The following is a 24,016-nucleotide window of genomic DNA, read 5'->3' on the forward strand; positions in this document are numbered from 1 at the left end:
TTCACGACCTTTGAGAGGTCGAAAGGGGAGCAAATCTCGGGAGGGGGAGGGGATTGTGCCGTCGGCGAACAGCCCTTCCCACGCCGCAGTCGCGGGGGTTGGCTGGGGCGATGGAGCTCCTCGTGCTGGGCGGTACCGCCTTCCTCGGCCGTGAGATCGCCCTGACGGCGGTGGCGCGCGGACACCGGGTGACCTGCGGGGCCCGCGGCTCGGCCGAGCCGCCCCCGGGAGTCGACTTCGTGCGGGTCGATCGCGACGACGAGGACGGCCTCGCGCCGCTCGCCGGTCACGGCTGGGGAGGCGTGATCGACGTCGCGCGCCAACCCGGTCACGTGCGACGTGCCGTGCGCGACCTGACCGCCGCCCACTGGACCCTCGTCTCCAGCGGCAACGCCTACGCCGACTTCTCCTCGCTCGAGCAGACGGAGGACGCCGCGACCCTCGCGCCGCTGGTCGCCGACGCGATGGCCTCCGACGACGACTACGGTCCCGCGAAGGTCGCGTGCGAGGAGGCGGTGCGCGCCGCCGGGCCGGCCGCGGTGGTGCGGTCAGGCCTCATCGGCGGCGCCGGGGACTGGTCGGGTCGCACCGGCTACTGGCCGTGGCGATTCGCCCACCCGGTGGGCCCGGAGGTCGTCGTGCCCGACGACCTCGACTTCCCGTGCGCGATGATCGACGTCCGCGACCTGGCTGCCTGGATCGTCAGCCTGGCCGAGCGGCAGGTGGAGGGCGTGTTCAACGCCACGGGGACCACCACCGACCTGCGATCGGTGCTCGACGCGGCAGCGCGGGTGGTGGCCGGCTCCTCGGCGCGCCCGAGAGCCGTCCCGGTGGAGCGGCTGCGCGAACTGGGGATCGACCACTGGATGGGCCCGCAGTCACTGCCGCTGTGGATCGACGACGCGGACTGGCGCGGCTTCGCCACGATGGACACGCGCCGCGCTCGGGCCGAAGGGCTCGTGACCCGTCCGCTCGAGGAGACCCTGGCCGACGCGCTCGCCTGGGAGGAGGCCCGCACCGAGCCTCGCCCGTGTGGCCTCACCGACGAGGAGGAGCGCCGCGTCCTGACCGCCCTCTGACCGAGAGGGGAGGACTCAGGTGGCGCCGGCCTCGGCGGCCAGCAGGTAGGAGGCGAGCAGCCGCTTGAGCTCGATGATGGCCTCGTGGTGCTCCTGCAGGTCACGGACCGAGAAGTTCAGCATCGAGTAGGACATGTGCACGAGGACCTCGGCCATGATCTTGCGACGGTCGCGCGGCGTGCCCGGCGTCAAGGGCGCCAGGACGTGCGCAACGCGGGCCGCGAGCTCGCGCTCGGTGATCTCGGCGGTCGCGCGGGTGACCGGGGTGGACTGCACGGCGTACCAGACGGCGCTGCGGGACGGATCGTTGATCCACAGCTGCGCCATGTGGTCGACGAGGCGGTCGAGCAGGACGAGCCAGTCCAGCGTGGGCAGCTCGCCGGCCAGCTTGTCCAGCTCGGACTGGATCGCCACGGCATTCTGGCGATCCAGCTCGCACACGATCACGTACTTGTTCGCGAAGAACTGGTACAGGGTGCCGATCGGGAGGCCGGCGCGATGCGCGACCTCCTCGCACGTGAACGACTCGAACCCCGTCTCCAGCAGGAGATCACGCGAGACCTGCAACAGGTGGTCGAACTTGACCTTGCTGCGTTCCTGCGTCGGCCGCTTGCGCGGCTCGAGGATCTGGGTGGTCACGGGGGTCACCCTACCCGTTGCTACTCAGAAGTAGCGTCCAATCCGGCCCGGACGAGCGGGTCGATCATCGCGCCGATGCCGTCGAAGCCCGATCCGACCGTCTGGCCCTGCGAGTGCCGCAGGTAGATGCCCTCGAGGATCACGGCCAGCTTGAAGTACGCCAGACCCAGGTGGAAGCCCAGCTCGCTGACGTCGCGGCCCGAGCGCTTGGCGTAGCGCTCGACCGCCTCGTCGGGTGAGAGGTAGCCCGCCGCGAGGGGTGCGTCGGTGACCTGGCCGCTCGACGGGCCGGCGGCCAGTGCGAGGTTCTGGTAGGCGAGCATCACGGCGACGTCCGTCAAAGGATCGCCGAGCGTGCTCATCTCCCAGTCCAGGACGGTCGTGATGCGGTCGCCGTCCTCGGTGTCGACCAGGACGTTGTCCAGGCGGTAGTCGCCGTGGACGATCGTGCCGTCGCTGGACGACGGGACCGATCGGGTCAGTCGCTCGGCCAGCTCGTCGATGCCCTCGATCTCCCGCGAGCGCGACGAGTCGAGCTGCTTCTTCCAGCGGGCGACCTGACGCGTCAGGTACCCGTCGGGACGACCGAAGTCGGCCAGGCCGACGGCCTGGTAGTCGACCGCGTGCAGGTCGGCGAGGGTGTCGACCAGTCGCTCGGTGATGTCACGCGTGCGCTCGGCCCCGAGAGCCTCGAGGTCCGACGCGCGCTGGAACGCGGTGCCGGGCATGCGCTCCATGACGTAGAACGACGCGCCGATGACGGAGTCGTCGGTGCACTCGGCGATCATGCGGGGGACCGGGACGGCCGTCCCGGCCAGTGCGGCCATCACCTTGTGCTCGCGGCCCATGTCGTGCGCGGTGGCCAGCACGTGACCCAGCGGGGGACGCCGGACGATCACGTCCCGCTCGCCGTTGGTGACGGCGTACGTCAGGTTCGACTTGCCGCCGGTGATCAGCGTGGCGCTGAGGTCCCCGGGAAGCTCCCCGGGAACCTCAGCGTCCAGCCACGTCCGCAGCGCGAGGAGGTCGAGCCCCTCCACGCTCTCGTCCGAAGAGGTCACGTCAGTCCTTCGGTCCGCCGGCGACGTAGATGATCTGGCCGGAGACGAAGCCGGCCGCCTCGCCGCACAGGAACGCCGCGGTGTTGGCGATGTCCTCGGGCTGCCCGACGCGCTGCACCGGGATCTCCTTGGCGGCGTACTCGATGAAGTCGTCGAACGGCACGCCGATGCGCTCAGCCGTGGCGGCGGTCATGTCGGTCTGGATGAAGCCCGGAGCGATCGCGTTGGCGGTGACGCCGTACTTGCCCAGCTCGATCGCGAGGGTCTTGGTGAAGCCCTGCAGTCCGGCCTTGGCGGCCGAGTAGTTCGCCTGGCCGCGGTTGCCCAGTGCCGACGTGCTCGAGAGGTTCACGATGCGGCCGTACTTGGCCTCGGTCATGTACTTCTGGACGGCCTTGGTCATCAGGAACGAGCCCTTGAGGTGCACGTTCATGACCATGTCCCAGTCGTCCTCGGTCATCTTGAACAGCAGGTTGTCGCGAATGACACCGGCGTTGTTGACCAGCACGGTGGGCGCGCCCAGCTCCTCGGCGACCTTCGTCACGGCGGCCTCGACGGCGGCGGCGTCGGCGACGTTGGCGCCGACCGCGAGGGCCTGGCCACCGGCGGAGGTGATCTCGTCGACGACCTTCTGGCAGGCGGCCTCGTCGAGGTCGAGGACGGCGACCTTGTAGCCGTCGGCGGCGAATCGCTTGGCGATGCCGGCGCCGATGCCACGGGCGGCTCCGGTGATGATGGCGGTACGGGATTCGGACACGTGCGGTCTCCTTGAAGTGTCTAAGCGCTTGCTTAGTTCACCGTAGCGCACGACCCATCGGGTGCGGAAGGTCACATCGGAAACACGCACGGCGAATATGAGGAGTTCCTCATGTTTGCCTTATAGTTGAGGAATGCCTCATGTTTCTCACGACCGGCTGACGACGCAGACGACTGACGCGGGCTCGGCCCCGCGCGCGAGCCTCGAGCAGCGCCGACGCGAACGATTCGCCCGCGTCGAGCCCCGGGGCGCCCGCGTCCACACCGCCCGCGAACGCGCGGAGCTGCTGGTGGACGAGGGCACCTTCGTCGAGCTGGCTCCGCTGAAGTCGGCCCAGCCCGGCGCCGGCAGCGGCGTCGTCACGGGCTGGGGTCTGGTCGACGGTCGTCCGGTGGTCGTGGCCTGCCACGACGCCGCCATCGCCTCGGGCGCGATCGGCGCCGTGATGGCCGCGGCGATCTGCCGCGCCCAGCGGTTCGCGATCGACAGCGGATTCCCCATCGTCTACGTCAACGACTCCGGGGGAGCCCGGGTGCCCGACGGCATCCATGCCTTGCACGGCTGTGGCGAGATCTTCGCCCTCAACGTCGAGGCCCAGGCCCGCATCCCGCAGATCTCGGTGATCCTCGGCCCGTGCGCCGGCGCCGCCGCGTACTCGCCGGCGCTGACCGACTGGACGATCATGGTCAAGGGCCACGGTCACATGTTCCTGACCGGCCCGGACATCGTCCGCGCCGCCACGGGAGAGGACGCGACGGCCGACGAGATCGGCGGCTCCGGGATGCACACCCGCATCAGCGGTGTTGCCCACCTCGAGGTCGAGACCGAGCTCGACGCGCTGCAGTCGGTCCGGCACCTGCTGTCGTACCTGCCCTCGAACGTCGAGGCGCCGCTGCCGGTCGGCGACGCCGTGCCGGTCAACCCGATCTCGGCCGCGGGCCTGCCGACCGTCGTGCCCGAGAAGGCCAGCGTGGTCTTCGACATGCGGAACGTCGTCGACGGCGTGCTCGACAACGGCGCCCGCCTCGAGCTCATGCCCGAGCACGCCGGCAGCGCGCTGACCCTGTTCGGCCGGATCGACGGCCGCCCGGTCGGTGTCGTCGCGAACCAGCCGGCCGTCCGCGGCGGCATCCTCGACTCGAAGACCTCGGTCAAGATCGCCCGCTTCGTCGAGTTCTGCGGCCGGTTCGGGATCCCGATCGTCACGCTCGTCGACGTGCCCGGGTTCCTGCCGGGCACGGTCGAAGAAGGTCGCGGCATCATCACGCACGGCGCGAAGGTGCTGAAGGCCTACGTCGAGGCGAAGCGCTCGATGCGCCTGACCGTCGTGGTGCGCAAGGCCTACGGCGGCGCGTACATCGCGATGGGCTCGACCTCGCTGGGCGCGGACCACGCCTGGGCCTGGTCGAACGCCGAGATCGCGGTGATGGGCCCCGGCGGCGCCGTGGGGCTGTTGCACCGACGTGCCCTGGCCGCAGCCGAGGACCCGGCTGCGCTGCGGGACGAGCTGGCCGCCGAGTACCGCGAGAACGTCGCGCGTCCCTATGCCGCGGCCGAGGCCGGGATCATCGAGGACGTCATCCACCCCGAGGAGACCCGCGACCGGCTGGTCGCCGCCATGCGTCTGCTGGAGCACCGATGATCAACGCCAAGGCCGAGATCGTCGGCAACGTGTGGAAGATCCTGGCCCGTGAGGGCGACCAGGTCGGACCCGGTGACCCGCTGGTCATCATGGAGACGATGAAGATGGAGATCCCCGTGGTCTCGCCCGTGCACGGGCACGTGGCCGGGATCCTCGTCTCGGAGGGCCAGATCGTCCAGGAGGGCGACGCGGTCGTCGAGATCGACGACACCGTCGGCGCCTGAGGGCGCGTCGGGCGGCTCTATGGGCCCGACAGTCGAGCACAATACAGTGTCCATGTGGTGGGCGGAAGGGCGCGTGGCAGGATGCGCGGGTGACCGAGTTCCGACACGAAATCCCGATGCGCTGGGCCGACCTCGACTCGTTGAACCACGTCAACAACGTCGTCTACCTGCGGTACGCCGAGAACGCCCGCGCCGGCATGAGCGAGATTCCGCCGGGTCCGATCGGTGCGATGCGGATCCAGTTCAAGCGGCCCTTGCTGCTGGGTCGCCAGCCCGTCGTGGTCACGAGCCGGGTCGAGCAGAACCAGATCGTGCAGTCCATCGGCGTGGCCGGCACGGACACCGAGTTCGCCGCCGTCGAGGTCGAGTTCGGCACCCATGCCGCCCCCGAGGCGCTGAACCAGGCGGCCCAGGTCGGGTCGATCGCGGTGCGGCGCACGGACCTCGACGGCTCCGGGCACATCAGCGAGGCCCAGGTCTTCGAGCTCTTCCAGGAGACGCGTGTCCCGTTCATCGACGGCGTGCTGAGCCGGCTCACGCCGGGGAACTTCGTGGTCGCCAGTGTCGAGGCGCGGTACCACCGGCCGATCGACTGGTGCCCGGCGCTCGAGACCCGCACGCGCGTCGCGCGGGTGGGCAACGGATCCTTCGTGATCGAGGCCCAATTGGGCGCCGACGGTCAGGCGTTCGCCTCGTCCTCGGCGGTGCTGGTGGGCTTCGAGGCGGCGAAGCAGTCGTCGCGCAAGTTCACCGAGGAGGAGCGGCAGTCGCTCCTCGCGGCGATGGGCTGATCAGCCCTTCGCGTTGATCATGAAGTTGGCGGCGTGCTGGGCGTACGCCCAGAACTGCGCGTCCAGCTCGGGCTCCAGCTGTGCGGCGTCCAGGCCGTCGCGGAAGTGCTTGAGCCAGTGGTCGCGCGCCTCCTCGGTGACCGCGTAGTCGGCGTGCCGCATGCGCAGGCGCGGGTGGCCGCGGCGCTGCGAGTAGGTGGTGGGCCCGCCCCAGTACTGCTCGAGGAACATCGTCAGGCGCTCGGCCGCGGGGCCCAGGTCCTCCTCGGGGTACATGGGCTTGAGCAGCTCGTCCTGCGCCACGCCTTGGTAGAAGACCTCGACGATCAGGGCGATGGTGGCGTGTCCGCCGATCGCCTCGTAGAACGTCTCCGTGGCCTGCGTGTCGTTCTGCGGTTCGGTCATGCGGTGCCTCCCGAGGGCGGAAAAGTGGTGGAGGGGATGCGGATGCCGGCCGCGTCGAAGCGGCGCAGCACGCGGCTTCGCAGGGCACGGCCCACCTCGCCCTGGTGCAGGGGAGCGGTCTTGGCCACCGTGCGGACGACGACGCCGTCCTTGTCGAACCGCTCGACGCCCCAGACCTCGGGCTCCTCGATCATGAACGAGGACAGGGTCGAGTCGGTGTAGAGGGCGTGGGCCTCCTCGCGCAGGATCTGCTGGACCTGGTCGAGGTCGGAGTCGTAGGCGACGGTCACATCGAGCACGGTGCGCGCCCACTCCTGGCTCTGGTTGCCGACGCGCAGGATCTCGCCGTTGCGCACGTACCAGGCGGTGCCGTTGACGTCGCGCAGCTTGGTGACGCGCAGGCCGACGGACTCGACCATGCCGGACGCCTCGCCGAGGTCGACGGCGTCACCGACGCCGTACTGGTCCTCGAGGATCATGAAGATGCCCGAGAGGAAGTCCTTGACGAGGGTCTGCGCGCCGAAGCCCAGGGCGACACCGGCGACACCGGCGCCGGTCAGCAGCGGAGCGATCGGCAGACCGAACACCCCCAGCACCATGACGAAGGCGATGCTCCAGATGGCGCCGGAGGCGATGCTGCGCAGGAGCGACCCCATCGTCTCGGCGCGCTGTCGGCGTCGCTCGGCCGTGCCGTTGCGTAGGTCGGACAGGAACACGCCGGCCTTGGAATTGGCGAGAATCTCGGGCACGGCGCCCTTCGCGGCGCGGCCCGTCAGCCGGTTGATGAATCGGTGTGCCAGCCAGCGCAGCACCACCGCGATGGCGATGATGAGGACGGCCTTGCCGGGCACATCCAACAACCAGGCGACGACGTCCTCGAGCTTCACTGACCAATCCACGACTCAACCCTACGGGTGAGCGGTCGAGCTCCGATGAGGATGGATACGATGTGCCCATGAGCCTCGCCCGAGTGATCACCCCCGTGACCGCCGCCCTGCTCGCCGTCGTCGTCTTCGCGACGCCGGCCTCGGCCGACACCGCCCCGGACACGTGGGACCAGGGCGAGACCCTCTCGTGGCTGGAGTGGGTCGCGATCTTCATCGGCGGCACCCTCGTGCTGGCCGTCGTGATCGCGCTCATCGCGGCCGCGATCAACACCAAGAGCAAGCACTACGTGCCCCCGACGCCCGCTGAAGAGGCCACCAAGGCCGACCACGACATCGAGGCCACGCACCGCATGCCGCTCCCGGGCGCGGCGACCGACACCAAGCCGGACGCCGACACCACCAAGTAGTCCCGCGCTCATGGTCGAGGACGCCCGCAACCGCTTCGCGGAGGACGTCTTCGGTCACGTCGTCACGAAGGACGGCAAGGTCCTGATCTCCTGGCAGGGCAGGACCGTCACCACCGTCGCTGGCAAGGCCGCCGACAAGCTCATCGCGAAGCTCGCCGTCGCCGACCGCCGCGAGGTCCAGCACCTCCTCGCCCGCGCGACCGGGCACTTCAAGCACTAGCGCCACAGCGGCAGGCCCGGACACGGATCCGGCGATACGCTTCAGGCACATGCTCAGTGTGCTTGCGCTCGTGATCCCGCTGTCCCTCGTGGGCGCTGTCAGTCCGGTCATGATGACGGAGCAGACGGTGCTGCTGTCCGGGCGCAACGGACGCCGCATCGCCGGGTGCTACGCCCTCGGTGTCGGTGGGACGCTGTTGGTCCTGCTGTCGGCCCTGGTCCTTTTCGGCAGGTCCATCGCGCTTCCCGAGGAGCCGAGGCTGAGCGCCTCCCTCGACGTGGGCCTGGGTGTTCTGCTCCTGCTCATCGCCGCTGTGCTGCGGTACCGGCGGCCACGTGCCCCGAAGCCCAAGAAGTCGCACGATCGCGGGCTCGGTCCGAGCGCGGCGCTGGGCTTCGGTGTGTTCTCCATGGCGACGAACTTCACGACGCTGGCGGTCATGGTCCCGGTGGCCAAGGAGATCGCTGCCAGCCACATCGACGTTCTCGAACGCCTGATCGTGGTCGCCATCGTGACCGTTCTGGGCGCGGTGCCGGCGTGGCTTCCCCTCGCGATGACGCTGGTGGCGCCTCAGCCCACGCGGCGCCTGCTGCAGGCCCTGTCCCATTTCATCGACGCGAAGGGCCGGTTGGTGACGGTGCTGATCCTGACGGCGGGCGGACTGTTCCTCGTCGGCCGCGGGATCGTGCACATGCTCGGACTGTGAGGGCGTGGCTCTTTCGTCCGACTGTCCGCAGATGTCTTGTGAAGTCCGCGGCGACTCTCATTCTTGACTTCGACACCATCCAGCATCACCGTGTCCGACATGTTGGGCGATGGTATGAGCGTCTTGGTGGCGGCGGTATTGGTCTGCCTGGGGATCGCTGGTGCTGCTCTCGGACTCGTGGCTGCGGCCGTCGACGGGGTCAAGCATCGCGATCCTGATCTGGTCACGGACGCCTTTCCCTGGGGATACATGGGAGTCGGGTTAGTCGTTGGTGCGGCGGGCTTCGCGTTCGCCTCGTTGGCGGCTTCAACCGACGTTGGATGGTCCGCGCTGCGGGATGCAGCGCCCGTGCTGATTGTCGCTTCAGCGGGTTACGGCGTGCTCCACCACATCATCGAGCGACGTTTGGACCGCCCCATCTCGTGGGTTGCTCCCTGGGCACTGTCGCTCGCTTTGGGCGTCTTCATTGCCCTTGCCTTGCAAGAAGGCTGATGGGCGGTTTCTCGCGGATGCGGTGCGTCGCGCGGCCAGCGACGCGTTGGCCGAACACGAGCAGCGCAGCCTGACAGGGGCTGTCCGAGCGCTCGATGAGCCGGACCATGTGGTGGGTATCAACCAACCCGAGCGGGTCTTCATCGCGCGCGACGGCCGCCACGAGCTGATGCGCTCACCAAAAGGTCGTATAGGAACCCCCTCGGCGAAAGGACGCACGGGGTTGGTGAGTCTAAGCCGGAAGCTACGCGGCGGTGTTCGACCACCCGACTCTGGCAGCTTTGATACGAAGTCGGCTGAGCTACGAGGACTCAGCCAGGCAGGCTCGCCTGGCCCCGACAACGCGATCGCCAGGTCAGCGATCGACACGAAGGTCCCGACCACGACCATGCCGCGGATCCCGACCGTTCTCGCGAGCGTCCGGGACGAGTCGAACCACGGTGCGTCGTGCGCGGGAGCGGCACAGGTCGCCCCATCCAGCAGGCCATCGCCGCGACGCGAGCTGCGGATCATCGAGGCCATGAACCACGCCGCCACGGCCGCGATCGCCGCGGTGACCAGGCTCGACCCGAGCGTCCAGCCGCCCAGCAGCGCGAGACTCAGGCCCGACGTGAGCCCTCACATGGCCGCAGGCCGCGTGGTGCCGAGATGGGTCACAGGCTCACCCCGCGGCGCTTGGCGGCAGGGACGGCGATGGTGTTCATGGCGACCAGCTGGATCGTCCCGCTGACGACGACGACGGCGAGGAACTCCGCCGTGGACGGGCGAGGGGTCAGCGCCGCGAAGCCTGCGATCACGACGATGGACTTCACGTTGAACAGCACGAAGAGCCACACCGTCGAGACGGCGACGATGGCCCACGTCAGCAGGTGCCACCCCAGTTCGGACCACCACGGGCCCGGCGCGTCGTTATCGTCCTCGTCCTCGGAAGGTGCCTCGTGATCGACCCGTGCCGCGGCATCACCCTCGGGGTCGTCGCCCAGGAACTGGGACGTGATGGAGAGCGCGAGGTATGCCAGCGCGTAGACGGCGGCGCCGACGAGGCCCCAGATGACGGAGCGCAGGAAGCCGAGGTCAGCGAGGATGCGGCAGCTCAGCGCGATGTCGAGGAACCCCGCCAGTGCGAACGTCGCGGTGTAGCAGGAGCGGCGGAAGCGCCGCCGCTCCTGCTCCGAACCAGTGCTCAGGGCCGACATTTCATGATCATGTCATCGAGGTCCACGCGTCAGTGGTGGGACTGGCTCGACAGCCAGCCTTCGCTCGTTGCAGCTCGGTTTCGTGGCGCCGGTCACAGCCGTATGCCTCTTTCGTCCCTTCATCCACAGATCGCTGTGCGGGCCTTGTGACCGTGTCTTGCCGTTGGCCATGATGCAGGCCAAGCAGCACCGGCTTTCGGGGGGAAGCACATGGAGGTCTTGGCCGATCGGGTCCGCGCCCTCGTTCGCGAACGCCGGATCGATCCGCGCACCGACGTCGATGCGGTGCGTCGCGCGGCCAGCGACGCGGTGGCCGAGCACGAGCAGCGCAGCCTGACAGGGGCTGTCCGAGCGCTCGATGAGCCGGACCATGTGGTGGGTCAGTTGGTGGCGGACCTGGTGGGATTCGGTCCGTTGCAGCGGTTCCTCGACGATCCTGAGATCGAGGAGCTCTGGATCAACCAACCCGAGCGAGTCTTCGTCGCCCGCGACGGCCGCCATGAGTTGACGTCGGTCATGCTCACGACCGAGCAGGTCCGCGAGCTGGTCGAGCGGATGCTCTCGTCCAGCGGCCGCCGACTCGACCTGAGTCAGCCGTTCGTCGACGCGATGCTCCCCGGCGGTCACCGTCTGCACGTCGTGCTCGACGGCATCACGCGCGGTTTCACGGCCGTCAACATCCGCAAGTTCGTCGCCCGAGCGGCCGGTCTCGACGACCTGGTCACCCTCGGCACCCTCGACGAACGGGCGGCATCGTTCCTGAAGTCGTGCGTCCTGGCCGGGCTCAACATCGTCGTCAGCGGAGGAACCCAGGCCGGCAAGACCACGCTATTGAACTGCCTCGCCGGGTCGATCCCCGGAACCCAACGGCTGGTGTCGGTCGAGGAGGTCTTCGAGCTCAAGACGTCCCACCCCGACTGGGTCGCGATGCAGACCCGACAGGCCGGGCTCGAGGGAACCGGCGAGATCACGTTGCGGATGCTGGTCAAGGAAGCACTGCGCATGCGCCCCAACCGGATCATCGTGGGTGAGGTTCGGGCCGAGGAGGCACTCGACCTGCTGCTCGCGCTGAACTCCGGACTCCCCGGCATGGCCTCGATCCATGCGAACTCCGCGAAACAGGCGCTGGTGAAGCTCTGCACGCTTCCGCTGCTGGCCGGCGAGAACGTCTCCGCGGGATTCGTCGTGCCGACGGTCGCGACGGCGGTCGACATCGTCGTCCACACCGCGATCGACGCGTCGGGGCGCCGTGCCGTCCGCGAGATCGTCGCCACCACCGGCCGGGCCGAGAACGGGATCATCGAGGCCGAGCCGATCTTCGTCCGACGCGCCGGCAGCCTCGTGCGGGGACCGGGAACCCCGCAGCGGCGCGAGGCGTTCGAGGCGGCGGGCATCGATCCGGAGTCGCTGTGGGAACGCTGATCGGCCTGGTGTTCGGCATCGGGCTGCTGCTCGTGGTCGACAACTGGCAACCGAAGCCGGCTGCGCCGCCGCGCGTGGCCGGGCCTCATCGGATCGAAGCACTGCTCGAGCGTGCGGGCATGCCTGACGTCACCCCGCGGACGATCGTGCTCGCGGCTGTCGGCATCGCCGTGGTGGCGGCCATCGTCGCCGCCGGCGTCACCGGGGTCGCGGTCGTCGGGGCGTTGGCCGGCATCGCCGGTGCATGGACGCCGTTCGCCCTCATCCGCTCGCGGGCGGCCCGACGCCAGCGTGAGCATGCGGAGGCGTGGCCGGACGCCGTCGACCATCTCGCGTCGGCGGTCCGGGCGGGACTCTCACTGCCCGAGGCACTCATCCAACTCGGTGAGCGCGGGCCCGAGCCGTTGCGCCAGCCTTTCATCCAGTTCGGTCGCGACTACGGTTCCACCGGACGGTTCGCCGAGAGTCTGGATCTGCTGAAGGCGCGGCTCGCCGACCCGATCGGCGATCGCGTGGTCGAGGCGCTCCGGATCGCTCGCGAGGTCGGCGGTGGCGACCTGGGTCGGCTGCTGCGCTCCCTGTCCGGGTTCCTGCGCGACGACCTGCGCACCCGCGGCGAACTCGAGTCGCGCCAGTCGTGGACCATCGGGGCCGCGCGGCTCGCGGTCGCCGCCCCCTGGCTGGTGCTGCTGATGATGAGCCTGCAGCGCGCCGTGATCGCGCGGTTCGCCACACCGTCAGGAGTCATGCTGCTCGTCACCGGGGCCCTCATCTGTCTGGTGGCGTACCGGTTGATGCTGCGTCTGGGCCGGCTGCCCACCGAGCAGAGGATCCTCACGTGATCGGCGCGATGATCGGGGCCGCGTTCACCGGTGGCCTGTTGTTGATGGCGCAGGGGTGGCGGCGCGCGCGCCGGCCGAGCCTGGCCGATCGTCTGCTCCCGTACGTGCGCGATGTCCGTCCGTCGGTGGCCGAGCCGCGCGCCGGGCGCCTCCTGGACCACGTCGCCGGACCGTCGTGGCGGCGCCTGACGGGCTCGATCGGCGAGTCGTTGGGCAGCAACGCTGCCATCGCACGGCGGCTGCGGCGTTGTGGCAGCGACGAGACGGTCGAGGACTTCCGCGTCCGCCAAGCGATGTGGGGCGCGGTCGGGCTCGCCGTAGCCGTGGGCGCGTCGATGGTGGCCTGGTCCATCGCGCAGCCGCCCGCGATCGCGCTGCTGCTGTGGTGTGGAGCAGGCCTCATCGGCGGCTGTCTGGCCTGCGACCAGTGGCTCTCGGCGCGGGTGCGCCATCACGAGGCGCGCATGCGAGCGGAGTTCCCCACCGTGGCCGACCTGCTCGCGCTGTCGGTCGCGGCCGGCGAGAGTCCGGTCTCCTCGCTCGAGCGAGTGACCCGGGTCAGCCACGGCGCGTTGTCCCGTGAGCTCGGTCAGGTCCTGGCGGAGGTGCGTGCGGGCGGCACCGTCGTGGGCGCCCTCGACGATCTCGCGGCGCGCACCGGGGTGATGAGCGTGGCTCGGTTCGCCGAGGCACTCGCGGTCGCCATCGACCGGGGCACGCCCTTGATCGACGTGCTTCACGCGCAGGCCGCCGACGTCCGCGAGGCCGCCCGGCGCGAGCTGCTCGAGTCCGGCGGTCGGCGCGAGATCGCCATGATGGTCCCGGTCGTCTTCCTGATCCTGCCGATCACCATCGCCTTCGCATTCTTCCCAGGTTTGGCCGGACTCCACCTCTCGTCGGGTGGCTGACATGAAGGAGATCGCATGAGATCACGGATCGCTCGACTGCGAACGCAAGAACGCGGCGATGTGCCCGGGTGGGTGATGATCACCCTGATGACGGCCGGCGTCGTCGCCGGACTGACGGCGATCGCCGGCCCTCGGCTGACCTCGATGCTCAACCAGGCTTTGATGTCCGTCGGTGGCTGAGATGTGTGGCGCGGGGCGCCGGGACGAGCGCGGTGCGGCGGTGCCGGAATTCGTGTTGGTCCTGATGGTGCTGATCCCGCTCGTCCTCGGCATCGCCCAGCTCGCGCTGGTCCTTCACGTGCGCAACACGATGGTCGCTGCGGCGTCCGACGGTGCACGGGCCGCTGCCGGACTCGGCTCGGGGCCGGCCGACGCCCAGGCTCGGGCACGCGAGGTCATCCGCACGACGCTGGCCGACCGCTACGCCGATGACGTCGTGGCGCGTGAGACGCAGGTCGACGGCGTCGCCGTCATCGAGGTCCGGATCCGCGGCGACGTGCCGCCGCTCGGGCTGTGGGGGCCGGGCGTGTCCCTCGACGCGATCGGGCACGCGGTCCGCCAGGAGGAGCCATGACGCGCGAGCGGGGGAGCGCGACCGTCGAGTTCACCTGGCTGACACTGCTCCTGTTGGTGCCCCTGGTCTATGTCGTCATCGCCGTCTTCGAGACCCAGCGCACGGCCTATGCCGTGGCGGCCGCCAGCGAGGCGGCGGCGCGCGCTTTCATCCAGTCCGAGGATGCGGCTGCCGCGGAGTCACGCGCTCGCGTGGCTGCCCGCCTGGTGCTGGCCGATCACGACGTGTCCGGCGCCTCCGTCTCGACGCGGTGCGAGCCGAGTTGCTTCGTCCCCGGCTCGACCGTGGTCGTCGATGTCCGCTCCTCGCAGCGGCTCCCGTTGGCGCCGGACCTGTTCGGCGATCCCGTCGCGGCCTTCGACGTTTCCTCGACCCACACCGAACCCTTCGGCCGGTACCGGGCCGCGCCATGAGGCGACGCGAGCGGGGCAACGTCACCGTCCTGACGGTGGGCTTCCTCGCCGTCCTGGGCCTGCTGGTCGTGGTGGTGGTCAACGCCTCGGCCGCGTTCCTCGAGCGACGCGAGCTCATGAATCTCGCCGACCGGGTGGCGTTGCACGCCGCGGACGGACTCGACCGAGATGCTGTGTACACCGGGGGAATCGACGAAGCGGCCGTCCTCGATGCCGCCGACGCGCAGAGCCTCATCCGTGGCATCGTGCCGTCGGACGTCGACGTCCGACTGAGCACCGCCGGCGACCGGGTCGAGGTCCGACTGACCCGCCGCGTCCCACTGCCCCTCGTCCCACCGGGGGTGCCCGACACCGCCACGATCCGGGCCGACGCCTCGGGCCGACTGCACCTGGCGCCATGAGGCTCTGGATCATGCGGTCCGAACGTGGGACCGTCGCGCGGCAGGTGACGCCGTGGCCGAGCATCAGCAGCGCGGCCTGACCGGTTCGGTGCGCGCTCTTGATGAGCCCCACCATGTGGTGGCGAGTACGGCGCTGACTCTCTCGAGGTCAGCGACGGCGCGCTACTAATGAAATCGTAGTGTCCCATGCTACGATTTCGGTAATAGCGAGGGAAGAGCCATGACTGCACTCCGAGATGTCGCCCGTGCGCAGCTCCGCGCCGTCCGGCCGGTGAACCTCGCGGACAAGTACGCCAACCCGCGCGCCCTCCTGCGCCATCACGCCGCGAACGGTGAGCTGATCCGGCTCGCTCCCGGCTACTACATGGCTCCGCCGGACGACCAGCCGCTCACGTGGCGGCCAACCATCGAGACCGCCACCGCGGCCATCGCGACGACGGCCTACCCCGGCGAGGAGATCGTGCTCATGGGGCTGACTGCAGCACGCATCCACGGGGCGCTCCCTCGCGCCATCGGCGTCGGCATCGTCGCCGTCCCGCGCCAGCACGCGCCCATCACCCTCGACGACGGAGGTCGGGTCGTCTTCGTCGCCCGCGACACCGCTCGCCTCGATGCGGTGAGGATGCCCGTGGAGACCGGCCGCGTCCTGGTCACCACCGTCGAGCAGACCGTCCTCGACCTCGCGCGCCGACCGAAGCTGGGCGGCCTCGAGGTCGAGGCTCGAGCCGCGATCGCGAACCTGATGCCGCGCGTTGACACCGAGCACCTGCTCGAGCTCGCCGACGAGCACCACTTCGGCCGTCGCGCCGCTGCACTTCTCAAGGCCACGCGATGACGGAGTCGACCGACCCGCCAGCTCTGACTGACGAGGCACGTGTCGCCGAGCAGTTCGGCGTCGGCACCGCACAGGTCGAGCGCGACAAGCTGATCTCGCACATCCTGGCCGCGTTGTCGAAGCTGCCCGACGACCAGATGACGTTCTTCGGGGGCACCGCGCTCAGCCGCACCCACCTGCCCGATCTGCGGCTCAGTGAGGACATCGACCTGATCGCCCTGTGGCGTCGCGCTGACGTCGCCAACGACATTGACCGCGTCGTCTCGCGTGCGCTGGCGAGGGCCTACGGAGAGGTGGCGTGGCTGCCCGAACTCACCAACACCCGCGGCTCAGAGCCGGCGGTCTTGCAGGTCGCCGGCCTCCAGGTGCAGGTGCAGCTCGTCGACGGCACCGGCTATCCGGCTTGGCCGACCGAGGTCGTCAGCCTGTATCAGCGGTACGAGGGCGTTCCTGCCGCCGCCATGCGCGTGCCGACCATCGCTGCCTTCGCCGCCTCCAAGCTCGCGGTGTGGTGCGACCGCTTTGCCGAGCGGGACCTGTACGACCTCTGGGCGCTCGCGCAGCGCGGCGCAGTCACCACGGAGGCCGTCGATCTGTTCGTCAAGCACGGGCCGACCGGCCTCGTGCCGACGCCACGCATGTTCGAGACGGCACCGACCGAGGACGCGTGGGAGACGGCGCTGGGCCATCAATGCGTCATCAAGGCCGGTCCCGACGAGGCACTGGCGGTCGTCAGGGACGCCTGGCTCACCCGCGCCTGACCGCTTCGCCCGGACATGCCCGATAGGCGATCCCCTCCGGACCGGCCTGATCGGGGCGGTCGCGGCGGCCGTCGGGTTCGCGTTCGTCGGCTACACGATCCTCAGTTCCCGGAGTCCCCGGTCGCCACCGTCGGCCTGACGCGTCACGTGCTCGGGGTGACAGCATCTGGCACCCCGAAGTTCTGGAACACGGAGGCGGAACGTGGGATCGTCGTGCTCTCGATTCCCTGGGAACGGAAGGCGTTGACTCGCGATGAAGGGCCACCTGAACACGGCTGTCACGCCGATCGGCTTCTACTGGATCGGGTTGACGTGTGCTCCCGGAGCCGGTCCCCAGGACGAGGTCATACGGGCCGGCGTGATCGGAACCGTGGCGGCCCTCGCCGCATTCGCCTTCGGCGACTACGTCAACCGAAGCCCCAAGAGCCGGCCGACGCCGCCCGCGGACTGAGTCAGCGGATCAGCCGCATCGCGCGGAACCGGGCCAGCAGCACTGGGGCCAGCGTCTTGGAGTAGGTCACGGTGATGTGCGTGGTGTCGCGGTAGACGTTCACCCCACCGACCACGGCAGGGCAGAATCCGCTGCGGCAGAAGCGCGAGCGCAGGTCCATGGCCGTCGCCCCGCTGGTCTTCTTCGCCGTCAGCAGGAACGGGTCGCGCGAGAGGCCGGCCTTCGACGAGACGCCGCACTTCTTCGCACCCTTGCGTGCCCCGTGCTTCTTGAGGCACTTCTGCGGCTCGTCCTCCAGCCGCGGATTGTCACTCACGGCGACGATGCGCACCCCGCGCTTGATCAGTGGACGCCACACTCCGCGCATCTTCTTGACCTGCGACGAGGCGCTGCCGTCGACCTGCCGCGCGTAGCCGGTCGTGATGATCACGTCGGTCCGCGCCGCCCGCTTCACCAGCCAGCGCTGCAGGTTCTTGCGCCAGGTGCGGCACGCCCCCACGCGAGGGCGGTGCGGGTGGATCACGTTCGAGGTCGTCCACGCACACGAGGCACGCATCTGGGCCTCCAGCGAGATGTGGCCACCCTGGGCCATCGCCACGAGTGCCGGCATCAGGGCCCGGCCGTGGGAGTCGCCGACGAGGATCATGTGCGGACGTCCCCGCGCCCGGGTGCCGAACGAGCAGCCTCGGTTCAGGCGGGTCTGCATCACGTTCGACCCGTAGCACTGCTTACCGGGGAAGTGCGCCGTGTCCTTCGCGGCGACGCTCGGCCTGGGGGTCAGCCTCCCGCGCAGGGCGGGGTTGTAGCAGCGCTTCTTCGCCATCGAGGCGGCACCGAAGCAGCGCGGGGTCGCGCTGGCGACCTGCGCGACATCGGCCGCCGGGTCAGGCGCCGCACCGCGCGATGGTGTCCGCTGGGCCGGTGAGTGCGTCGTCTCGGAGACGGCCACGAGCAGTCCTCCAGCAACGACCGCCGACGCGACCAGCGCGAGTCGGATCCGACGGGGAACGAGTCCCATGTGACCAGCGTCACTCGTGGGGCCCGATCTGACAAGACCAGGGTCAGTCGATGTCGCCGTCGACGTCGTCGCCGGCGTCGTCGATCTTCCAGCGGCCGTCCTCGCGGATCAGCGTGAAGGACGTGAGGGTGGCTCCGGACAGTTCCTCGTCGCCCAGGAAGCGGAAGTGCCTCTCCTCGACGAGCAGGACGCCGACCGGGCCCATCCGGAAGCCCCACTTCGGCGTGCCGGCCCGCTGGATGACGGGACGCTGCGAGGCCCACTCGGCGCACGTGAACGGCCGTTCGGTCAGGTCGTCGCGGAAGTTCGCCGTCGTGACGGCCACCAGGGTCGCGCAGTCCTTCGTGAGCTCGGCCCGCGTGTAGGTGGCGTACGTGCGCTCGAGCGGCTCGGCGTCGATCGCGCCGGAGCTCCACAGCGCCACCGCACTGAGCGATCCCACCAGCGCAGCGACCACGAACACGATCGGCAGGATCCACGCCAGTTTCGAGCGCTTCACCGGCACGAGGTCCTCGGTACGCCGCGGCGCCTGCGCCGGCTGCGCGACCGCCTGCGCCGGCTGCGCGACCTGCTGCTGCGGTGCCTGTTGAGCCAGGGGAGCAGTGTGCTGCGTCCACTGGGAGCCGTCCCACCAGCGCAGTTGGCCGTGTCCGTCGTCGTACCAACCGGGCGGCGTGATCGGCCTGGGAGCGTCCATGGGCACCATCATGCCCTTCCCCGGGCGCCCTGCAGCGGCTCGGTCGCTCCGGGCAGGTCGGTTCGGTCGCCGACCCCGGGGATTGCCGCACTGGACGGCAGGCCTTCCGGCGCAGTTCACCGGGCGGTCACGGGCCTGCGCTGGTCTGGACCCATGAAGATTCGCACCAGCACCCGCAGCATGTTCGTCCTCGGCACCGCAGGACTGCTCCTCGGGGGAGCAGTCGTGGGATCGGTCGCCGGCGGCGAGCGTGACCTCTCCCGCCCCGGCGGCGCCGCGCGCCTCTCGGGCGACCAGACGAAGATCGTGAAGAAGGCCATCGACGGCAGCCGGCCCGACAACGTCATCCTCCTCGTCGGCGACGGGATGGGGGACTCGGAGATCACGAGCGCCCGCAACTACGTCCATGGCGCCGCCGGCCGGTTCCCCGGCATCGACGCCCTGCCGCTCACCGGCCAGTACACGACCTACTCCCTGACCAAGGACGGCAAGCCCGACTACGTCCCGGACTCCGCCGCCACCGGCACCGCCTGGGCGACGGGCACCAAGTCGTACGACGGTGCCGTCAGCGTCGACATCGACGGCAAGCCCCGCAGCACCCTGCTGCAACTGGCCAAGAAGGCCGGCTACAAGACCGGCAACGTCTCGACCGCCGAGCTGCAGGACGCGACCCCGGCCGTCCAGGTCGCCCACGTGACCAGCCGCAGTTGCTACGGGCCCACGGCCACCACGGCCAAGTGCCCCGCGAACGCCAAGGAGAACGGTGGGAAGGGCAGCATCACCGAGCAGCTGCTCGACACGCGTCCGGACGTGTCCCTCGGTGGCGGTGCCGCGACCTTCGCCGAGACGGCGACGGCCGGCTCCTGGAAGGGTCAGACCCTGCGCCGCCAGGCCGAGAACCGCGGCTACCGGGTCGTGGAGGACCTCGCGTCCCTCAAGGCCGTGAAGCAGGCCGACCAGGAGCGGCCGCTGCTGGGCCTGTTCACGCCGGGCAACTTCCCGGTCCGGTGGACCGGCCCGGCCGCCACGGCCGACGGCGGCACGAAGGCGCCGGTCGCGTGCACCGAGAACCCGGCCCGCACGGCCGCCCTGCCGGACCTGGCCGACCTGACGAAGAAGTCGATCGAGCTGCTCGACCGCGGCAACCGCAAGGGCTTCTTCCTGCAGGTCGAGGGAGCCAGCATCGACAAGCGCAACCACTCCTCGGACGCGTGCGGCCAGATCGGCGAGACGCTCGACCTCGACGAGGCCGTCAAGGTCGCCCTGGACTACGCCAAGAAGGACAAGCACACGACGGTCATCGTCACGGCCGACCACGCCCACACCAGCCAGATCGTCGAGGCCGGCTCGGCCACGCCGGGCTCGACCGTGAACCTGCTGACGCGCGACGGCCAGCCGATGACGATCAACTACGCCACGAGCGCCGCCGCGGGCTCACAGCAGCACACCGGGTCGCAGTTGCGGATCGCGGCGTACGGGCCGCGGGCGGCGAACGTCGTGGGCCTGACCGACCAGACGGACGTGTTCTTCACGATCCGCGACGCCCTGCGACTGGCGAAGTAGCCGCAGACGGAGAACGGCGGGTCGTCTCCCTCGGGACGACCCGCCGTTGGTCTGTCAGGCGCAGATCTCGGCCAGCTCCAGATCCCAGCCGGCGTCCAGGCCGATCTCGCGCCAGGGGTCATCGATGCCGAACCGGGCGGCGATGCCCCGGGCGATCAGGGTCACCAGGGCGACGGATCCGACCACGACCAGGAGCGTCGACATCAGGCTCAGCGCCGCCGTGTGGGGCACGAGCCAGAAGACGAGGAAGCCCATCTCGCTGCCCAGCGCGATGGCAGCGATGTGCTCGTTCGTCATGCCTTCTCCGTTCCCGCGTACTTCGGTGGATCGATCATGCCGGGTGCCGCGCGCTCGCGTGACCGAATTCACCTCGCATACCGAAGGAATCTCAATTCGCCCGCCACGCGGACGGTCGACGACACCGGTTCTGGCCTTCGGCGGTAACCTCGACGCGTGGCCACCGTCGATCTCAATGACCGGATCAAGCAACTCGACACGACCCTGACGTCGATCGAGCGGGTGCTCGACCTGCCCAAGATGGAGGCGGAGATCGCCGATCTGCAGGAGGAGGTCGGGGCCCCCGACCTCTGGGACGACCAGGCCAACGCCCAGCGCGTCACGGGTCGCCTGTCGGTGCTGCAGTCCGAGACCGAGAAGGTCCGCACCCTGCGCCAGCGTCTCGACGACGTCAGCGTGTTGCTCGAGCTCAGTGCCGAGGAGGGCGACGCCGACTCCAGGGCCGAGGTCGAGTCCGAGGTCGACCGACTCGCCACCGCCATCGACAGCCTCGAGGTCCGCACGCTGCTCTCGGGAGAGTACGACGAGCGCGAGGCCCTCGTGACCATCCGCTCCGGCGCCGGTGGCGTCGACGCCGCCGACTTCGCCCTGATGCTCCAGCGCATGTACATCCGCTGGGCCGAGCGCCACAAGTACCCGGTCGAGATCTACGACACGAGCTACGCCGAGGAGGCCGGGCTCAAGTCCACGACCTTCGCGATCCGCGCTCCCTACGCCTACGGCACCCTCTCGGTCGAGGCCGGCACGCACCGCCTGGTCCGGATCAGCCCCTTCGACAACCAGGGCCGTCGTCAGACGTCCTTCGCCGCGGTCGAGGTCGTGCCCGTGCTCGAGGCCACCGACAACATCGAGATCCCCGAGGACGAGGTGCGCGTCGATGTCTACCGCTCCAGCGGTCCCGGCGGCCAGAGCGTCAACACCACCGACTCGGCCGTGCGTCTGACCCACATCCCCACCGGCGTGGTCGTCAGCTGCCAGAACGAGAAGAGCCAGCTGCAGAACAAGGCCAGCGCGATGGTGATCCTCAAGGCCAAGCTGCTGGCCCTGAAGAAGGCCGAGGAGCGCGCCCACCTCGACGAGCTGCGCGGCGACGTCCAGGCCTCGTGGGGCGACCAGATGCGCAACTACGTGCTCAACCCGTACCAACTGGTCAAGGATCTGCGCACCGACTACGAGACCGGCCAGACGCAGGCCGTCCTCGACGGCGAGATCGACGAGCTCATCGAGGCCGGCATCCGCTGGCGGCGGAACCAGGCCGACGCGGCCTGAGCCTCGATGCTGACCGTCTCCGGGGTCTCCGGACTGCCGGAGATCCGTGAGGGCGACGACCTCGCCGCCCTGATCCTCGCTCACAGCACGCCGTCCGACGGCGACATCGTCGTCGTGACGTCCAAGATCGTCTCGAAGGCCGAGGGCCGCCTCGTCGCGGCCGCTGACCGTGAGGACGCGATCACCGCCGAGACCGTCCGCGTCGTCGCCGAGCGCGGCTCGGTGCGCATCGTCGAGAACCGCCTCGGGATCGTCGCCGCCGCCGCGGGGGTCGACGCCAGCAACGTCCCCGACGGTCACGTCCTGCTGCTGCCCGTCGATCCCGACGCCTCGGCCCGGCGACTGGCCGAGCGACTGCGCGAGGTCGCCCACGTCGGCGTCCTGGTCTCCGACACGCTGGGCCGCGCCTGGCGCCTGGGCCAGACCGACGCCGCGATCGGCGCCGCCGGCGTTCGCCTGTTCGAGCAGCCCGCGCGCGACGCCGACGGCCGTCCACTGGCCGTCACGATGTCGTGCGTCGCGGACGAGCTGTGCGCCGCCGCCGAGCTGGTCAAGCCCAAGGACGGTCACGTGCCCGTCGCGATCGTCCGGGGCCGAGCCGACCTGGTCGGCGGCCTCGACCTGCCGGGCGCGCGCAGCATCGTGCGCTCGCCCGACGAGGACCTGTTCCGGACGGGTGGCTGACATGAGGGTCGCCGTGCTGGCCGGGGGAGTGGGTGGAGCGCGCTTCGTGCGCGGGCTGCGCGCTGCGCTGGAGGGCTCGGACGCCGTGATCACCGTGGTCGTCAACACCGGTGACGACCTGTGGCTCTCGGGCGTGCGCCTGCAGCCCGACATCGACTCCATCCTCTACGCCCTGGCAGGCGTGAACGACACCGAGCGCGGCTGGGGTCGTGCCGGCGAGACCGAGCGCGTCAGTGACGAGCTGCGCGCGTGGGATGCCGGGTGGCCGTGGTTCACCCTGGGCGACCTCGACCTCGGCACGCACCTGGCGCGCACCGGGTGGCTGCGTGACGGTCTGACCTACACCCAGATCGCCGAGCGGCTCGGCTCCCGGTGGCCGATCGGCGTGCGGCTGCTGCCGATGACCGACTCCGAGGTCGACACGCAGGTCGTGGTCGAGGACGGCACGCGACTGCACTTCCAGGAGTGGTGGACGCGGCACCGCGCCACCGTGCTCGCTCGTGCCTTCGAGAACCCCGGCATCGAGTCGGCCGTGCCCGCTCCGGGCGTGGTCGAGGCCATCACCGGCGCGGACGTGGTCGTGCTGGCGCCCTCGAACCCCGTCGTGTCCATCGGCCCGATCCTGGCCGTCCCCGGCGTCCGCGAGGCCATCGCCGACGCAGCTCGCGTCGTCGGGGTCTCGCCGATCATCGGCGGCAAGGTCGTGCGCGGCATGGCCGACGCCTGCCTCACGGCGATCGGCGTCGAGACCTCGGCTGACGCCGTCGCGCGGCACTACGGGCGGCGAGCCGACGGGGGAGTGCTCGACACCTGGTTGCTGGCCGAGGAGGACGCCGACCTCGCTCCCGTGCTGATCGACGAGGGCTGGGACGTCCGCGTCCGGCCGCTGTGGATGAGCGACGTCGAGCGGGCGGCCACGCTGGCGCGTGCCGCCATCACCTCCTAGCCAGCGGCTACCGTGGCGGCATGCGCACGCTCACCGCTCTGCTCTTCGCCCTGACCCTGGTGCTGACGGGATGCTCGCAGGAGTCCTCAGGGCCGGCTGCGCAGGACACGGCGTCCCAGGAGACCGGAGGCCCGGAGGACACGCTGCCGGTGCTCGGAGCCTGGGAGTCCGAGCCGATCGCGCAGTCCGGCCGGCGTCTCACCCTGACTCTCTCCGACGACAACACCTATGTCGCCACGGACGGGTGTGTCGAGCTGCCGGGGCGTTGGGAGCTCGTCGGTGGGCAGGTCCGCCTGAAGCCCGACCGGGACGGCGAGGTCCAGTGCGGTGCCGTCGCCGACACCCCGGTCACGCTGCCGACGGCCCTCACCGTCGAGGGTGATCGCCTGGTCCCCGACGAGGGAGACCTGGTCTTCACGAAGTCCTGAT

The 24,016-nt window shown here is 70.0% G+C and carries 32 protein-coding genes; 23 read left to right on the top strand and 9 right to left on the bottom strand.

Annotation, left to right across the window (positions count from 1 at the left end; translation table 11 throughout):
- Positions 1-110 precede the first annotated feature (110 nt).
- Positions 111-1,079 carry an NAD-dependent epimerase/dehydratase family protein gene (locus tag GL325_RS08255; protein WP_187769208.1) on the top strand — a complete coding sequence of 323 codons (969 nt, stop codon included), beginning with the start codon at positions 111-113 and terminating at the stop codon, positions 1,077-1,079.
- Positions 1,080-1,094: 15 nt separating this feature from the next.
- Here GL325_RS08255 and GL325_RS08260 read toward each other — a convergent pair whose 3' ends face one another.
- From GL325_RS08260 to fabG, 3 genes are read right to left on the bottom strand one after another with little or no spacing between them, the layout of a single operon-like run.
- Positions 1,095-1,718, bottom strand: a complete 624-nt coding sequence (locus GL325_RS08260; RefSeq protein ID WP_255467048.1) for a TetR/AcrR family transcriptional regulator — start codon at positions 1,716-1,718, stop codon at positions 1,095-1,097.
- Positions 1,719-1,738: 20 nt separating this feature from the next.
- Positions 1,739-2,779: a phosphotransferase family protein gene (locus GL325_RS08265; RefSeq protein ID WP_187769209.1), complete on the bottom strand. Its 1,041-nt coding sequence runs from the start codon at positions 2,777-2,779 to the stop codon at positions 1,739-1,741.
- 1 nt (position 2,780) lies between these two features.
- Positions 2,781-3,536, bottom strand: coding sequence for a 3-oxoacyl-ACP reductase FabG (gene fabG / locus GL325_RS08270; protein WP_187411517.1), 756 nt, complete (start codon positions 3,534-3,536; stop codon positions 2,781-2,783).
- Positions 3,537-3,669: 133 nt separating this feature from the next.
- On the opposite strand from fabG, the gene GL325_RS08275 reads away from it, so the two are divergent.
- The 3 genes from GL325_RS08275 (at position 3,670) to GL325_RS08285 (ending at position 6,193) form a co-directional block, all read left to right on the top strand.
- Positions 3,670-5,178 carry an acyl-CoA carboxylase subunit beta gene (locus GL325_RS08275; RefSeq protein WP_187769210.1) on the top strand — a complete coding sequence of 503 codons (1,509 nt, stop codon included), beginning with the start codon at positions 3,670-3,672 and terminating at the stop codon, positions 5,176-5,178.
- Positions 5,175-5,402 carry a biotin/lipoyl-binding carrier protein gene (locus tag GL325_RS08280; RefSeq protein WP_154596651.1) on the top strand — a complete coding sequence of 76 codons (228 nt, stop codon included), beginning with the start codon at positions 5,175-5,177 and terminating at the stop codon, positions 5,400-5,402. Before GL325_RS08275 ends, GL325_RS08280 begins: the two co-directional genes overlap by 4 nt.
- Before the next feature lie 89 nt (positions 5,403-5,491).
- Entirely contained in the window at positions 5,492-6,193 is a 702-nt protein-coding gene (locus GL325_RS08285; protein WP_187769211.1) for a thioesterase family protein, read from the top strand.
- Here the strand turns inward: GL325_RS08285 and GL325_RS08290 are convergent, their stop codons facing one another.
- Together GL325_RS08290 and GL325_RS08295 are read right to left on the bottom strand one after the other, a co-directional pair.
- Positions 6,194-6,598 (bottom strand): globin, encoded by a 405-nt coding sequence (locus GL325_RS08290; protein WP_154596653.1) that lies wholly within the window; start codon positions 6,596-6,598, stop codon positions 6,194-6,196.
- Positions 6,595-7,497, bottom strand: a complete 903-nt coding sequence (locus tag GL325_RS08295; protein WP_187411516.1) for a mechanosensitive ion channel family protein — start codon at positions 7,495-7,497, stop codon at positions 6,595-6,597. The genes GL325_RS08290 and GL325_RS08295 overlap by 4 nt, the downstream gene beginning before the upstream one ends.
- Positions 7,498-7,553: 56 nt before the next feature.
- Between GL325_RS08295 and GL325_RS08300 the strand changes: the two genes are divergently transcribed.
- From GL325_RS08300 to GL325_RS08315, 4 genes are all read left to right on the top strand, one after another.
- The gene (locus GL325_RS08300) at positions 7,554-7,892 is read left to right on the top strand and encodes a hypothetical protein (protein WP_154596654.1); all 339 of its coding nucleotides are present in this window, start codon (positions 7,554-7,556) and stop codon (positions 7,890-7,892) included.
- A gap of 10 nt (positions 7,893-7,902) precedes the next feature.
- Positions 7,903-8,112 (top strand): hypothetical protein, encoded by a 210-nt coding sequence (locus tag GL325_RS08305; RefSeq protein ID WP_154596655.1) that lies wholly within the window; start codon positions 7,903-7,905, stop codon positions 8,110-8,112.
- Positions 8,113-8,161: 49 nt separating this feature from the next.
- The gene (locus GL325_RS08310; RefSeq protein WP_187769212.1) at positions 8,162-8,818 is read left to right on the top strand and encodes a GAP family protein; all 657 of its coding nucleotides are present in this window, start codon (positions 8,162-8,164) and stop codon (positions 8,816-8,818) included.
- Between the two features lie 90 nt (positions 8,819-8,908).
- Positions 8,909-9,310: a hypothetical protein gene (locus GL325_RS08315; protein ID WP_187769213.1), complete on the top strand. Its 402-nt coding sequence runs from the start codon at positions 8,909-8,911 to the stop codon at positions 9,308-9,310.
- Between the two features lie 653 nt (positions 9,311-9,963).
- Here GL325_RS08315 and GL325_RS08320 read toward each other — a convergent pair.
- Complete coding sequence (locus GL325_RS08320) at positions 9,964-10,506, bottom strand: hypothetical protein (RefSeq protein ID WP_187769214.1); 543 nt, start codon at positions 10,504-10,506, stop codon at positions 9,964-9,966.
- Positions 10,507-10,716: 210 nt separating this feature from the next.
- On the opposite strand from GL325_RS08320, the gene GL325_RS08325 reads away from it, so the two are divergent.
- The 10 genes from GL325_RS08325 to GL325_RS08370 all read left to right on the top strand — a co-directional run bounded on the left by GL325_RS08325 (position 10,717) and on the right by GL325_RS08370 (position 17,113).
- Positions 10,717-11,928, top strand: coding sequence for a CpaF family protein (locus GL325_RS08325; protein WP_187769215.1), 1,212 nt, complete (start codon positions 10,717-10,719; stop codon positions 11,926-11,928).
- Positions 11,916-12,770 carry a type II secretion system F family protein gene (locus GL325_RS08330; protein ID WP_187769216.1) on the top strand — a complete coding sequence of 285 codons (855 nt, stop codon included), beginning with the start codon at positions 11,916-11,918 and terminating at the stop codon, positions 12,768-12,770. The genes GL325_RS08325 and GL325_RS08330 overlap by 13 nt, the downstream gene beginning before the upstream one ends.
- Entirely contained in the window at positions 12,767-13,678 is a 912-nt protein-coding gene (locus GL325_RS08335) for a type II secretion system F family protein (RefSeq protein WP_255955851.1), read from the top strand. The genes GL325_RS08330 and GL325_RS08335 overlap by 4 nt, the downstream gene beginning before the upstream one ends.
- Before the next feature lie 15 nt (positions 13,679-13,693).
- Positions 13,694-13,858 (top strand): hypothetical protein, encoded by a 165-nt coding sequence (locus tag GL325_RS08340; RefSeq protein WP_187769217.1) that lies wholly within the window; start codon positions 13,694-13,696, stop codon positions 13,856-13,858.
- Position 13,859: 1 nt separating this feature from the next.
- Positions 13,860-14,252 carry a TadE/TadG family type IV pilus assembly protein gene (locus GL325_RS08345; RefSeq protein ID WP_187769546.1) on the top strand — a complete coding sequence of 131 codons (393 nt, stop codon included), beginning with the start codon at positions 13,860-13,862 and terminating at the stop codon, positions 14,250-14,252.
- Complete coding sequence (locus GL325_RS08350) at positions 14,249-14,665, top strand: hypothetical protein (RefSeq protein WP_154596660.1); 417 nt, start codon at positions 14,249-14,251, stop codon at positions 14,663-14,665. Before GL325_RS08345 ends, GL325_RS08350 begins: the two co-directional genes overlap by 4 nt.
- Complete coding sequence (locus GL325_RS08355; RefSeq protein WP_187769218.1) at positions 14,662-15,066, top strand: pilus assembly protein TadG-related protein; 405 nt, start codon at positions 14,662-14,664, stop codon at positions 15,064-15,066. The genes GL325_RS08350 and GL325_RS08355 overlap by 4 nt, the downstream gene beginning before the upstream one ends.
- Before the next feature lie 220 nt (positions 15,067-15,286).
- Complete coding sequence (locus GL325_RS08360) at positions 15,287-15,901, top strand: type IV toxin-antitoxin system AbiEi family antitoxin (RefSeq protein ID WP_187769219.1); 615 nt, start codon at positions 15,287-15,289, stop codon at positions 15,899-15,901.
- On the top strand, positions 15,898-16,662 hold the full coding sequence (locus tag GL325_RS08365; RefSeq protein ID WP_187769220.1) for a nucleotidyl transferase AbiEii/AbiGii toxin family protein: 765 nt from the start codon (positions 15,898-15,900) through the stop codon (positions 16,660-16,662). Before GL325_RS08360 ends, GL325_RS08365 begins: the two co-directional genes overlap by 4 nt.
- Before the next feature lie 253 nt (positions 16,663-16,915).
- Entirely contained in the window at positions 16,916-17,113 is a 198-nt protein-coding gene (locus GL325_RS08370) for a hypothetical protein (RefSeq protein ID WP_187769221.1), read from the top strand.
- A 1-nt stretch (position 17,114) separates the two neighbouring features.
- On the opposite strand, the gene GL325_RS08375 is transcribed toward GL325_RS08370, so the two are convergent.
- A complete protein-coding gene (locus tag GL325_RS08375; protein ID WP_187769222.1) occupies positions 17,115-18,131 on the bottom strand; it encodes an SGNH hydrolase domain-containing protein in 1,017 nt (338 codons plus the stop codon).
- Positions 18,132-18,174: 43 nt separating this feature from the next.
- A complete protein-coding gene (locus tag GL325_RS08380) occupies positions 18,175-18,828 on the bottom strand; it encodes a DUF2510 domain-containing protein (RefSeq protein WP_187769223.1) in 654 nt (217 codons plus the stop codon).
- Between the two features lie 153 nt (positions 18,829-18,981).
- Here GL325_RS08380 and phoA point away from each other — a divergent pair, with 153 nt between their 5' ends.
- Positions 18,982-20,391 carry an alkaline phosphatase gene (gene phoA, locus GL325_RS08385; protein WP_223111076.1) on the top strand — a complete coding sequence of 470 codons (1,410 nt, stop codon included), beginning with the start codon at positions 18,982-18,984 and terminating at the stop codon, positions 20,389-20,391.
- Positions 20,392-20,445: 54 nt separating this feature from the next.
- On the opposite strand, the gene GL325_RS08390 is transcribed toward phoA, so the two are convergent.
- On the bottom strand, positions 20,446-20,688 hold the full coding sequence (locus tag GL325_RS08390; RefSeq protein WP_187769224.1) for a hypothetical protein: 243 nt from the start codon (positions 20,686-20,688) through the stop codon (positions 20,446-20,448).
- Positions 20,689-20,844: 156 nt separating this feature from the next.
- On the opposite strand from GL325_RS08390, the gene prfB reads away from it, so the two are divergent.
- The 4 genes from prfB to GL325_RS08410 are packed head-to-tail and all read left to right on the top strand — an operon-like array spanning position 20,845 to position 24,015.
- Positions 20,845-21,957: a peptide chain release factor 2 gene (prfB, locus tag GL325_RS08395; RefSeq protein ID WP_187769225.1), complete on the top strand. Its 1,113-nt coding sequence runs from the start codon at positions 20,845-20,847 to the stop codon at positions 21,955-21,957.
- Positions 21,958-21,963: 6 nt separating this feature from the next.
- A complete protein-coding gene (cofE, locus tag GL325_RS08400) occupies positions 21,964-22,641 on the top strand; it encodes a coenzyme F420-0:L-glutamate ligase (protein WP_154596667.1) in 678 nt (225 codons plus the stop codon).
- Between the two features lies 1 nt (position 22,642).
- Positions 22,643-23,587, top strand: coding sequence for a 2-phospho-L-lactate transferase (gene cofD, locus GL325_RS08405; RefSeq protein ID WP_187769226.1), 945 nt, complete (start codon positions 22,643-22,645; stop codon positions 23,585-23,587).
- A gap of 20 nt (positions 23,588-23,607) precedes the next feature.
- A complete protein-coding gene (locus GL325_RS08410; RefSeq protein WP_187769227.1) occupies positions 23,608-24,015 on the top strand; it encodes a hypothetical protein in 408 nt (135 codons plus the stop codon).
- The last annotated feature ends 1 nt before the right edge of the window (position 24,016 follow it).

Origin of the sequence: Aeromicrobium sp. 636 (genome assembly GCF_024433585.1) — a bacterium.
Classification (GTDB): Bacteria; Actinomycetota; Actinomycetes; order Propionibacteriales; family Nocardioidaceae; genus Aeromicrobium; species Aeromicrobium senzhongii.